The following is a 12631-nucleotide window of genomic DNA, read 5'->3' as shown; positions in this document are numbered from 1 at the left end:
CGTATCATCCTGCCATTCCCCAGTTATTACAGTATTGGAGTTACGCATCTTTGCCTGCTCTGGATTTACTCTACATCCAGGCGTCTTAAAACCAGTGACCGGGTTGTATTTTCGAGGGATTGAGAACTCGGTGACTGGTATTCATAAGAGGTGGTGAAATCCAGATCAACGATATCGCTCGATTCAATAGTGATGATGCTGGGTTGCGAAGCGGTTGCATATGCGCCGCAAGACTCACCAGAATCACAAATGATGCCATCCATATCCATGTCTGACCCGGCAAAGATCAGGTAGTCACCCGCTGCCACCTCGCTAAAACTGTAGCTGACGCTCTCGCCAACCGCTTCCACCTGAAACTGCTGCAACACCTGGTCGGTATCATTATTCACCAGCAGCACATAGTGGATTCCCGCATCACCGGAAATGGAGATGTCCAGCACCTGCATGATGACCTGAACCGTCTCGCTTGCACTCCCGGCGCTGATCTGAATAGTATCCGAATAGGTCCCGGCAGCCAGTCCGGAACGATCGATGATGGCGTTATAACTGCCGTAACCCGAGCCATCCACCTGACTGGCTTGCAGGGTCAGCCAGCTTATGTCTTCAGCGATCTGGACGCTTCCCAGATCGCCACCGATCTGTTCAATGAAAAGTGTGGTGCTCTGCAGATTATGGGAGAAGTTCAGGCTCTGGGGATTGACACTCAATGCAGGATCCACGGGCACTCCGCCCCCTCCCCGCTGTTGTGCCGCGTCCACCGCCTTGAAAGCATCGATCAGGCCATGGCCATAGAGATTGTCTCTTCCCGTATCACCAAGATCGGTGGTGAGTTCTCCCGCAGCCAGCATGGAATCGAACTCGGCAGGGGTCATCGCGGGATATACCGCTTTCATCAGCGCCGCCACCCCGGCGATATGGGGGGCCGCCATGGAGGTGCCGTTATAGAACACCAACTGATAACTGAGTGTGTCGGACGAATCGTCTGCACCCGCACTCAATATGCCATCTGGCCTCGAGTCCCCATTCAGGTCCACACGCAAATCACCACCGGGCGCTGCCACGTCGATCATGGTGCCAAAGTTGGAATAGAATGCGAGATCCCGATTGATGTCCACCGCGCTTACTGAGACCACCCCCGGATAGGAGGCAGGATAGGAGAGCTGGGATGTGCTCTCGTTACCCGACGCGGCAATAATGATCACGCCTTCCGCACGGGCCGCCGCCACCGCTTCCCGGGTGGTCTGGCTGTCGGAATTTCCCCCGAGACTCATATTGATGATATCGGCCGGTTGGGCGGGTGTGGTACCTGAGGCATTGGAAAGCCCGGCCGCATAACGTATCCCTTCCGCGAGATCCAGTGAATTGCCACCGTCCTTACCCAGCACCCGGATCGGCATTATCCTGCTCTCCCAGGCAACACCGGCAGCACCCTGGCTGTTATTACTCCGGGCAGCCACGGTACCGGCTACATGGGTACCATGAAAGGATGAGGAGGTACCATCCTGCAGGGCATCCCCTTCATCATTGGGGTCGCTATCGATACCATCTCCGTCACCGGCACTCTCAGCATCGGAGATGAAATCATATCCCGCCGTGAGCTGGCCGCTCATTTCCGGATGAGTGAGCAGCACCCCGGTATCGATGACCGCCACGATCACGTCAGTGTCCCCTGTCGTGATATCCCAGGCCTGGGGAAGATTGATCTGCGGATAGTGCCACTGCAGCGTGTAGTGCTCGTCATTTGGTATGGCCGAGGGGTGTACGATGTAGTTGGGCTCTGCATAGTCCACGTCATCGCGTTTTCGTAACGCCTTGATCGCGTGCAGGGTATCGAGCTTCTGTTGTTGCAGGTCGGTTAGCTGCATATCGGTAAGCGTGCGGGCGGCCACCACTGCTGCCTGCTCCTTCAATGTCAACCGCTGTACACCACCGCTGTAGTTATCCGTGTCGAACTGGAACTGCTGCAACAGGCTATCCTCGATTCGAGCCTGCACTGAGAGGTCATTGAATCGGACCAATACCTCCTCAGGCAGAAAGTCATCTGATAGCCTGAGTGCACCGGAAGGCAGCGCTGCTAGAGGCGTCAAACCCACTGAAAGCAGGTAGTTGGAGGCACCGGAAACGGCATACACATTCACATAGTACTGCCCATCCTCCGGGATCACCAGTGACTCGAACTTGGTATCCAGCCCGCCCAAAGAGGCGTCAATCAGTTGGCCATTGAGGTCGAAAAGGAACAGATCCAGATCCTCACCGCTGGACAGATCGGCGATATTGAGCAACAACGTCTGGCCCGCCTGCATATCGATGAGAAAGTAGTCATCCGTGTCACCTGAATTGAATGAGAGACCGGCAAAACCCTCGCGAGGCTGATTGACATAACCGCCAATATTGACAGGGTTGGGTACCACCTGCGCGGCGGTCGCGGGATGATTGGGGACTGAGACGGTCTCCACATCGTTGACATCACTGTCGGTAACAACAAAGGAGGGAACGACCAAATTACCACTGACGTTGACCCTGGACTGGGTATCAACATTATCGCCACCACCACCGCCGCCTCCGCAGGCCGCAATCATGGACGCCACTACCAGGGAGAGGCCGGTGATAGTCAGTTTTTCCAATCGAATCATAGTGCCTGCTCCCAGATTTGTCCTTGCTGATTCCCGATAGAGGATAGAACATTCGATTGTAGATGAAGCCCTATCCATTGCAAAGAAGTCAGTTGAAATCTTTAGTTTTTTTTACCTCCAACAAAAAACATCTTGAACAACGTTAGTGTTGACGGGGCATATTGAGTGTGCTCATAGTTGGATTATGACTTAACATTACCCTCAAGTTACCTATCTCACCCTGGTCGAATTGAAACATGGGACGATACAAGCCGCCTGCTCCAGCAAAATCCCCCTATATCACACAAACCGGGTATGCACAGCTCAAACAGGAAGAACAGGGACTATGGGTTCGTCGGCGGGATGTAACCAAGGCGTTGGCCGCAGCAGCTGCCGAGGGGGACCGATCAGAGAACGCGGAATACATCTATCGCAAAAAGGAGTTGCGTGAAATCGACTGGCGTATCCGCTATTTACAGAAGAGACTACCGGCTCTCAAGGTCGTCGATCAACTACCGGGCAATCAACAACAGGTTTTTTTCTCCGCCTGGGTGTGGCTGGAGGACAAAGACGGTAGCGAACAGAGTTATCGGATAGTCGGACCGGATGAGATTGGTATGCAGGCGGATTACATCAGCCTGGATTCCCCCCTGGCACAAGCCCTGCTGGGACGCAGTCTGGACGACCAAATCACAGTCGAGACGCCAAGTGGTATGAGACAGTACTGGATTGTGGATATCCGATATGACGAGGATCGATAGCCTCGTACCGGCCTCACACCGCTATGGGTGGCTCATCCATCTTTGCCAGTTGCTCACGCAGGGTCAGGATATGCTCTTCCCAGAAGGTCATGCTGTCGAACCAGGGGAACGCCCTGGGAAAGGCAGGATCATACCAACGCCGGCCCAACCACCCTGCATAGTGGACCAGCCTCAGGGTACGTAATGCTTCCAACAAGTGGAGTTCCGCGGGATTGAAATCGTAAAATTGACTGTACCCTTCCAGCAGATCCGCCGCCCGTTCGCTCATGTAACCACGATCACCGGAGAGAAACATCCACAGATCCTGGATTGCGGGACCCATTCTGGCATCATCGAAATCGACAATTTGCGGCCCTTCGTCTCGCCACAGGATATTCCCGGGATGGCAGTCGCCATGCAATCGAATCGTTTTGAAGGCCCCGGCGCTGGCATAGCAGGACTCGATCCGGTCGATCAGATCAGAGAGCAGGGTTTCATAGGCAGTGACCAGGTGAGCAGGGATAAATCCATGCTCCAGAAGATAGCTACTAGGCTGATGCAGGAAGCTCTCCAGGTCGATGCCTGGCCGATACTCGAAGTCACAGGTGGAACCCAACAGGTGTATCCTGGCGATAAAACGGCCCAATTGAAGCAGATGACTGGGGTCATCCAACTCCGGTGCGCGCCCACCCTTGCAGGGATAGAGGGCAAAGCGGCTCTGCTCATGGTACAACAGGGTCTTGCCATGCTCGTCAATGATGGGGGCGATGACCGGTATCTCCTGCTGGGCCAATTCAATGGTGAATTGGTGCTCCTCCAGGATCGCCTCATCGCTCCAGCGATTGGGGCGATAGAACTTGGCCACCAATGGCGGCCCGTCATCCAGGCCAACTTGATAGACCCTGTTTTCATAACTGTTGAGGGCCAGCATCTGTCCACTACAGCTGACACCGGTCGATTCCACGGCATCCAGTAGTGCATCGGGTGTCAGTGTGGCAAACGCCTGCTCTTGCGAATCTGCTTCCATCTCTTATCTGATACTCTGAATTGAACTGTGGTTATTTTGTTTGACGCCAATCATCAACAGTAGTGCCTTAACTTGGAACGCCGGGATTCTTGCAGTCTTGCACTTGACCCATTAAAGTTCCTGGTTAATAACAGCCCGGGCAACGAGCTGCCTAAGACCACACTTCAAATGAATATTTACGGCCTCACCGTTATGTGACTAAACAGGCAGCATCATGACACCAATGGACGACAGACTCAAAGCACCAAACGACAACTGGCTGCAGCGCTGGAAAGAAAACAACATCGGTTGGCATCATGTGGAGTTCAACCAACATCTGTTGAACCATTGGCACGCCCTGTATCTACCCCAAGGCTCAATGGTATTGGCCCCGCTCTGTGGTAAAAGCAGGGATATGGTCTGGCTGGCCAGTCATGGATACCGTATCCGTGGAGTCGAATTGAGCCCGTTGGCGATTGAGGCCTTTTTCAAAGAGCATGCCCTTCAGCCCAGAATTGAGTACTTAGGTGACTTTGAGTGCTGGCGTGACGGACCCTTCGAGATCTATTGTGGCGACATATTTGACCTTGAACAGATCGATAACAGTGACGTCAATGCAGTCTATGACCGGGCCTCCCTGGTAGCACTGAATCCAGATCAGCGTATCCACTACGCACAAATGCTGGAGCGTTTTCTCCCCGAGCAGGCAAAGGTTTTATTGATCACCATGGAGTATCCCCAGGGAGAGATGGACGGCCCTCCCTTCAGTGTTTCAGATGATGAAGTCAGAGCCCTGTTCAAGCAACGTTTTTCCATCCAGCACCTGCATAGCTTGAATATCCTGCAGGATACCGACCGCTACCGGGAAAAAGGCGTCAGCCAGATGTTGGAGCATGTCTATCTATTAAAGTAGCCGGATCTCATGGAAACCAGTTTTGGATATCGATGGTTACCGATTGCTGATCGTCAGATAACCAGACCTGATTATCCTGAATCGTGGCATGCAGGGACATGTTCCGCTGAGCAAGAGATTCAAGCTGGCTATCCCCAACCACAGATAACATGACTATCTGCAAGTTTGAAAATCGCTGCACCATCTCCTGCTGCTGGGACCACCATACAGACGCACTGCGTTCTGCATAGAGATAGACAATGACCTGTTTCGCCAAACCACAGGCACGCCGCAGACGCTTCTCATCCAGTTGCCCCAATTCGATCCATAATTCGATCTCATTGCTCAGGTTCTTGTGCCACAGCTCTGGTTCGTCATCGGTAGACAACCCCCTGGTGAAGTTGAGAGCCTGGTCGGCATTTAGCGCAAATGCAAGCAGGCGGATCAACAGCCTCTGATCCGTCTCGGAGGGATGTCGCGCCAAGGTCAGGTTGTAAGTCTGGTAATGCCCTCTCTCCATATCGGAGATCTGGAGCTCTGCTTTAAAAATGGTTGCCTTCAGGGCCATAACTACCTTTATTGTGCTTGTTGATCTCTCAAACCACTATGATCGCTCATCCAGCGGAACGAAGTCACGGCGAGGTGAGCCCATATAGATCTGGCGGGGTCGGCCAATTCTCTGCAACGGATCGCTCATCATCTCCAGCCAATGGGAGACCCAACCGACGGTACGTGCAATGGCAAACATCACCGTAAACATATTATTCGGTATGTTCAATGCCCGATAGATAATGCCTGAGTAGAAATCCACATTCGGATACAACTTACGCTGCAGGAAATATTCATCCTTCAGGGCAATCTCTTCCAGCTTGAGCGCCAGTTCAAACATGGGATTATTACTGTCCGCAAGCTCATTAAGCACCTTTGTGCACATTTCACGCAGGATATTGGCGCGTGGATCGTAATACTTATAGACACGATGCCCGAACCCCATCAATCGAAACGGGTCCTTCTTGTCCTTCGCCTTGGCGATATACTTATCGATGTTGGAGAGGTCTCCAATCTCGGTCAGCATGTTCAACACCGCCTCATTGGCGCCACCATGAGCGGGACCCCATAGTGATGCAATACCTGCGGCAATACAGGCGAATGGATTGGCCTGCGAACTGCCAGCCAGCCTGACGGTTGAAGTGCTGGCATTCTGTTCATGATCGGCATGGAGGATGAACAGAAGATTTATTGCCTCAACCGCGAGTGGATTTGGTTGGTATTGTTCGCAGGGGGTTGCGAACATCATTTGCAACAGATTGGCACAGTAGGAGAGGTCATTGTCCGGATAGACAATCGGCTCGCTTATATTGTGCTTATAACTGGCAGCGGCAATCGTCGGCATCTTTGCAATCAGACGATGGGCTGAGATTTCACGATGCCGGGGATTGTTGATATCCAATGAGTCGTGATAAAAAGCCGATAGTGAACCGACCACACCGACCATGATCGCCATCGGGTGTGCATCATAGTGGAAACCACCAAAGAAATCCTTGAGATTCTCATTCAGCATGGTGTGATGGGTGATGATGTGATCGAACTCTAGCAGTTGGCTTCGATTCGGCAACTCCCCATACAGCAGAAGATAGGCAACCTCGAGGTAGTCCGCCTGTTTCGCCAGCTGCTCGATGGGGTAACCTCGATACTCCAGAACTCCGGCTTCTCCATCGATATAGGTAATACTACTTTCGCAGCTTGCCGTTGACATGAATCCGGGATCATAAGTCAGTATTCCCTGATCCCGATAGAGCTTTGTCACATCAACGGCCAGTGGTCCCTGAACCGGTTTCATAACTTCAAGATCGATTTTCTTCTGTGCTGTATCCTCTTGAATTAAATAATGTTTTTCTGTCATTTGTTATTCTCCCGAAGTGTTACGGGCACGACCCGAGTTCTTACAAAAACGCATAATATGCGCCATGGCAAGGGGGCTGTTGTGTTAGACAGATGGCAGTTGTTGATGTTCTATTGCAAGCAGTAGTGACAAACTTTATTCATCCACTTTACGCCGCAATGCCTTCTGTCTTCCACGTTTGGTTTTACTCTCCAGTCGACGATGATTGGATGCCTTTGTCGGTTTAGTTGGGATACGTTTCTTAGGTTTTTCTATAACACGCCTAATTAACAATAGAAGTCTTTCCAATGCATCCTGTCGATTTCTTTCCTGATCTCTGTAGCGTTGTGCTTTGATTATGACAACGCCATCTTTATTGATTCTTTTATCATTCAGTTTCAAAAGCCGGTGGCGATAGTGATCAGGTAGCGAAGAGCTGAATATGTTAAAACGCAAATGAATGGCAGATGCCACTTTGTTGACATTCTGCCCACCCGCTCCTTGTGAACGAATAGCACTGATTTCGATCTCATTCTCAGGGATTGAGACATGCTTGGATATTTTCAGCGCCATGGGACCAACCACCAAATGATTAATTTCTTTTTATATGCATAGTAGAATCTTCTCTATACTAGCACCTCGGATCTCATGATCCAGAGGCCAGTCACCTAATACTGAAGAAAATTATGGATATTTTCTCAATGCTGTCCCGTTAACTTCGGCCATTATGGTGTTAACAGGTTAATCCTACTTGATTTCTCTTGTCGAGTGAGGTTTGAGACATCAAAAACAGTAGGCAGGACAAGATGATGGACTGAAGAAAACATAAATACATCAGGGTGGCAAATACACGGGGAGAGTAACCCCCCTCTCCCCCTGGCGGGAGAGGGGCCGGGGGAGAGGGGGTATAATCAATACCATCATCTGCTTCAATAATCAGCATCATAGGTATTGATGGGTGAATGCTGTTTACGCTTCAATTTTATCAAGCGCTTGACGCACACCCTCTCCCCAACCCCTCTCCCGTCAAGGGAGAGGGGCGTTTACGACTGGTTCTGGAGTAAACGAAAGTTAACGAGACAGCAGTGATATTTTCTACCTATACTCGTATCAGGCCTAAATAACAATTTTGCCGGTCATCTGATTTTTTCTGAAATTAATTCAACCCATCTGTTTAGACAATACACTTTCAATAACGAGGCTCGGAATGAGATACCACCATAAACTAGTTGTTCTCCTTACCGCGCTGCTTTTGTCGATATCTATCAATGCCTCAGCAGCCGCCATCAATACGGAAAAACACCTCATCGACTATGAAACCCTGGTTGAAGGACTATACAAGCCTTGGTCTGTCGCTTTTCTTCCTGACGGTGGCATGCTCATCACTGAAAAGCGTGGAACGCTTCGTTATGTCAATCGCCAAGGCGAACTGGAGGCGAAACCAATCACGGGTCTTCCAAGGATTAGAGAGCATGGACAGGGCGGCCTGCTTGACGTCGTCTTGCACCCGGACTTCAAGCATAATCGTTGGGTCTATTTCTCCTACGCCGAACCGGATGGTGGGACCTACGGTACCACTGTGGCCAGGGGCAAGCTGCAAGGACGTTATCTGGAACAGTTACAAACTATTTTCCGCATGAGCCGAAAAACCCCAACACGTAACCATTTCGGATCGCGCCTGGTGTTTGATCGTCAGGGGCAGCTGTATATCACCCTTGGTGATCGTGGCGATCGCCCCCGCGCCCAGGATCTCAGTGATCACGCGGGTTCTGTAATCCGAATCAATGATGATGGAAGCGTACCACCACAGAATCCATTCATTGGCCAAGGCGACAAGTTGGCAGAGATCTACAGCTATGGACATCGTAATATTCAGGGAGCGGCCCTGCACCCGGAAAGTGGCAAGCTGTGGACCCACGAACATGGTCCTCAAGGCGGTGACGAGTTAAACATACCCGACCCCGGTGCCAACCACGGCTGGCCTGTTATCACCTATGGTGTGAACTATGTCATCGGGACAAAAATCGGTGAAGGCACACACAAGCCAGGCATGGTTCAGCCTATTCACTATTGGGTTCCCTCCATTGGGCCTTCAGGCATGACCTTCTATACGGGTGAAAAATTCAAGCACTGGAAGCACAACCTGTTTATCGGTTCACTCAAGTTCAACCAACTCGTAAGGCTGGAACTGGATGGCGAAACCGTTACCCATGAAGAGCGCCTCGTAAGCGATGAGTTTGGCAGAATCCGGGATGTGCGACAGGGACCAGATGGTCTTATCTACCTGTTAGTCGATGCAAATAACGGAAAGCTCATTCGATTATTCCCCAAACCTTAGTGCATACCAATATACGCTTCACAGTTACATTTTTAACGAGCCTCCTGTCTTGCGATGCAGTCCTTTGTCCAAACCGGTGTAAAAGATAATTACCTTGTCTATGCTCGAGAACAATCACCAGCATCGGGACTCATTCCCATAGGCACATGTAAAGTTTATAGGGGCACCAGAAGAGCATGATTTACAAAATTCAAAATCATCGGCTCGGGATTCTTTGCTGCGGCATGCTGCGGTCACCCACCAGTGCGAAGCTGTCTGGAAAATTCCTGGTTTTTTTGATGCTACTTGTCTGCCTCGGCCCGAAAGCGGTCATTGCAGTCGATGAAACCGAGTTGCTCGCACAATTGCGCAGCGGGGGTTACACACTCTATTTTCGGCATGTGGCCACTGATTGGTCGAAGCAGGATCGCGTCACAAAGGCCGGGGACTGGTTGAGTTGTGATGTCAGCCAAATGCGGCAACTTTCGGACAGCGGTCGTGCTGAGGCGAGAGCTATCGGAGAGGCGATGCGCGACCTGGGAATTCCGGTGGGACAGGTATTGGCAAGCCCCTATTGCAGGACGATGGAAACAGCAAAGCTGTTCGATGTCGGGCCTGTAGTCTCGACTACTGTTGTCATGAACCTGCGGAGTGCCGGTTATTTCGGTGGGCGCGACAAAATCGTTGCGAGTGCGCAACGCCTGCTATCGACACCGCCTGCTGCTGGCGCTAACAGGGTCGTCGTGGCCCACGGAAATGTTGCTCGAGAGGCGACACCGGTCTACCCGGATGAGGGCGAGGGTGTGGTGTTTCTTGCCGATGGCAAGGGTGGATTCGATGTGATTGCACGCATCCCCCCTGAGCGCTGGCGCCGGATGCTCGAGGTCGATATGCGACCTCAGGGTGACAGCCTCAAACGGTAACGAAGGATGCGGTCGTTGCCGGAATCCGACAGCCAAAGATCGGTTCCGCGTACTTCCACCCCTTCGGGGGTTGTAAACTTGTTGGCGCCGAACCCTGGTTTACCATCACCGAGCACCAGGCCAAGCCTGCCATCGGGTGTGATGAACTTGATCTGGTGGTTATTCTTGTCCGCCGCGACCAGGCTACCATCATCGAGCAGATCCATGTAGCGCACACCATCGAAATTGTAGGTGTCACCGGACCATTCTCTTTTCACCGCAAGCTCTGAAGATAGCAACAGTATGCGGTCATTGCCCGCATCAGCCAGCCAGATGTCCAATCCATTGGCCGCGAGTTCGAGATCGTGCGGTGATGACAATCCGCGAAGTTCATCCACCACCACACCGTTTTCAAACACCACCAGGTTATTCGACCAGGCACCAGCTACATAGATACGACCATTGGGGTGGGCCAGGACTCCTTCAGGGCCCCTGATACCTGTTGACAGCTCACCGACCTGGTTGGCATTTGTATCACTTATCGAGTAGATGATTACGCGGTTATTGTGGGTATCGGCGACATAGGCCCGGCCCATGCTATCGAAGTCGATGTCGTGAGTGCCGGATTGATGGTCTTCGCCAAATGCATCGATCAATTCGAGTGTTTGCGGGTCGAGGATGGCGATGCGATTGTTACCCACGTCAGAGACGAATAGATAGCTTCCATCGGGAGACAATTTAAGGTCATGTGGGTTTGACAGTATCGGCCTACTCGCCTGCACTAACGTTGCCGAGACCTCGGCGTACAGCGGCCATACTATCAAGCTCAACAGTAATGTGGCAGCAAACTGTAATTTCATGTCAAATGATCGTATTCGATGTGATGTTATGTTGCCCTATACATCCGCCTTAAACTTTTAACCATCAAGACTGCCGCTTCAACGCCACTGTAATAGTTCTTATCCTCATCCATCACTGAATAACCTATACTTTCATAGAACATAACCGCGCCAGTGTTTCTCGTTCTTACTTGAACAAATACATTAAATACGCCAGCCGTTACGGCAACCTTCTCCAACCACTCTACAATATGAGAACCTACCTTCATGCGTCGGAAGTTTCGTTTGACCGCTAAAAGATCCAGGTTAGATTGGTCTTCCTGATAGGTCATTACCCCAAAGCCAACCAATTCAGAATCCCTTCTAGCCACCACGACATTTTTCGAACTACTTAGAATAAGTTTTGCAACCCTATCCGGCGTGTATCGCCAGCCCAGGCCATATTCGATATCATTTTTTGACATCAACCCGATTTCAACGGCATCGGATATCTTCGCAAACGCTATATTCGTCCTGTCTACTATCACGGTTATTGGGCTGGCATTGTTTGCGAGCTACTTTTGGCGCCAATTGCCCTTGCCATCCTGGTACCAATATCCCTTAGGCGCCTCTTCCACCCATACCCGGGCGAAGGTATCACGGATATTTTTTTCCCATTGGGGTTGTCCATTGGCGCGGGCAATCTCCGCATACAGTGCTTTACGATCGCCATTTTCATCCGCCACCAGTTTCTTCACTCTATTTCGCTCACGCAGAGGTATCAGCTTCAGGTCCCGGACGGCCACCGATCCGTTGTTGGTGAAGCCAAGGGCGCCAGACCGGTAGTGGCCTGCCAGACCGCTCTGTCTGTCGGACATGGATGCCCGCAGTTTACGTATGGCCGGCGATTCAATATCGATATTCGGTTGCGCCGCCTGGGCTGGCGGTACCAGGAAATCCACCACCCCGGTCAAGGTGTGCGACAGGGTCGATTTTAGAATATCCTGTGAAGACTGTTTATCATCCTTTGTCGATTCTTGTTTCGGTGCCGGTTTCTCTTGTTCAGGCGCTGCCTCCTCACCAAGCACATCGCGCACGATGGTGCGTGCTGCCTCTTCAGCGGCAGCGGCGGGAAAATAGATATTGATTGTTACACAGGCAACCAGACCCAGTGCCATAAAGGGATAAGCTAGAAAACGCTTCAGCATCGTTTGATTCCTTAGATATAAATAATTCGGCTGTCAAAAAATCGATGTAGTCACCAGTATCCATCCAGTCACAATACGAACATTGGTAGGCGCCTGACGGTTGTCTTTCGCAGTAGCGGCAGGGATGCCGCGTAAGCCCCGCCAGCACAGGGATGTGCTGTCGGGGCGTCGGAGAAAGACAACCGTCAGGGGCCGGGGGCTAGAAAAAAATACTCGTTGTTCCCCGACGGACACTAAGTATGACTATAAATGAC

General features: G+C 51.4%; 12 protein-coding genes. 4 read left to right on the top strand and 8 right to left on the bottom strand.

Going from position 1 to position 12631, the window contains the following annotated elements; all coding sequences use genetic code 11:
• Positions 1–65 precede the first annotated feature (65 nt).
• Positions 66–2633, bottom strand: coding sequence for a S8 family peptidase (locus R2K28_RS06465; RefSeq protein WP_316368555.1), 2568 nt, complete (start codon positions 2631–2633; stop codon positions 66–68).
• A gap of 236 nt (positions 2634–2869) precedes the next feature.
• Here R2K28_RS06465 and greB point away from each other — a divergent pair, with 236 nt between their 5' ends.
• Positions 2870–3373, top strand: coding sequence for a transcription elongation factor GreB (greB, locus tag R2K28_RS06460; protein WP_316368554.1), 504 nt, complete (start codon positions 2870–2872; stop codon positions 3371–3373).
• A 13-nt stretch (positions 3374–3386) separates the two neighbouring features.
• Here the strand turns inward: greB and R2K28_RS06455 are convergent, their stop codons facing one another.
• On the bottom strand, positions 3387–4379 hold the full coding sequence (locus tag R2K28_RS06455) for a serine/threonine protein kinase (protein ID WP_316368553.1): 993 nt from the start codon (positions 4377–4379) through the stop codon (positions 3387–3389).
• Between the two features lie 214 nt (positions 4380–4593).
• On the opposite strand from R2K28_RS06455, the gene R2K28_RS06450 reads away from it, so the two are divergent.
• Positions 4594–5271, top strand: coding sequence for a thiopurine S-methyltransferase (locus R2K28_RS06450; RefSeq protein WP_316368552.1), 678 nt, complete (start codon positions 4594–4596; stop codon positions 5269–5271).
• Positions 5272–5278: 7 nt separating this feature from the next.
• On the opposite strand, the gene R2K28_RS06445 is transcribed toward R2K28_RS06450, so the two are convergent.
• From R2K28_RS06445 to arfB, 3 genes are all read right to left on the bottom strand, one after another.
• Positions 5279–5818: a YaeQ family protein gene (locus tag R2K28_RS06445; protein WP_316368550.1), complete on the bottom strand. Its 540-nt coding sequence runs from the start codon at positions 5816–5818 to the stop codon at positions 5279–5281.
• A 36-nt stretch (positions 5819–5854) separates the two neighbouring features.
• Complete coding sequence (locus R2K28_RS06440; protein WP_316368549.1) at positions 5855–7153, bottom strand: citrate synthase; 1299 nt, start codon at positions 7151–7153, stop codon at positions 5855–5857.
• Between the two features lie 135 nt (positions 7154–7288).
• Positions 7289–7705 carry an alternative ribosome rescue aminoacyl-tRNA hydrolase ArfB gene (gene arfB, locus R2K28_RS06435; protein WP_316368547.1) on the bottom strand — a complete coding sequence of 139 codons (417 nt, stop codon included), beginning with the start codon at positions 7703–7705 and terminating at the stop codon, positions 7289–7291.
• A 634-nt stretch (positions 7706–8339) separates the two neighbouring features.
• Here arfB and R2K28_RS06430 point away from each other — a divergent pair.
• Positions 8340–9470 carry a PQQ-dependent sugar dehydrogenase gene (locus tag R2K28_RS06430; protein ID WP_316368546.1) on the top strand — a complete coding sequence of 377 codons (1131 nt, stop codon included), beginning with the start codon at positions 8340–8342 and terminating at the stop codon, positions 9468–9470.
• 278 nt (positions 9471–9748) lie between these two features.
• Positions 9749–10372 carry a histidine phosphatase family protein gene (locus R2K28_RS06425; RefSeq protein WP_316368545.1) on the top strand — a complete coding sequence of 208 codons (624 nt, stop codon included), beginning with the start codon at positions 9749–9751 and terminating at the stop codon, positions 10370–10372.
• Here the strand turns inward: R2K28_RS06425 and R2K28_RS06420 are convergent.
• The 3 genes from R2K28_RS06420 to R2K28_RS06410 all read right to left on the bottom strand — a co-directional run bounded on the left by R2K28_RS06420 (position 10348) and on the right by R2K28_RS06410 (position 12377).
• Positions 10348–11211, bottom strand: a complete 864-nt coding sequence (locus R2K28_RS06420; RefSeq protein ID WP_316368544.1) for an NHL repeat-containing protein — start codon at positions 11209–11211, stop codon at positions 10348–10350. The genes R2K28_RS06425 and R2K28_RS06420 overlap by 25 nt on opposite strands.
• A gap of 26 nt (positions 11212–11237) precedes the next feature.
• Positions 11238–11654, bottom strand: coding sequence for a GNAT family N-acetyltransferase (locus R2K28_RS06415; protein WP_316368542.1), 417 nt, complete (start codon positions 11652–11654; stop codon positions 11238–11240).
• A 90-nt stretch (positions 11655–11744) separates the two neighbouring features.
• Positions 11745–12377 carry a YdbL family protein gene (locus R2K28_RS06410; RefSeq protein ID WP_316368540.1) on the bottom strand — a complete coding sequence of 211 codons (633 nt, stop codon included), beginning with the start codon at positions 12375–12377 and terminating at the stop codon, positions 11745–11747.
• Between the last annotated feature and the right edge of the window lie 254 nt (positions 12378–12631).

Origin of the sequence: Candidatus Thiodiazotropha sp. CDECU1 (genome assembly GCF_963455295.1) — a bacterium.
Lineage (GTDB): Bacteria > Pseudomonadota > Gammaproteobacteria > Chromatiales > Chromatiaceae > Thiodiazotropha.
This window is presented reverse-complemented; position numbering and strand designations above follow the sequence as displayed.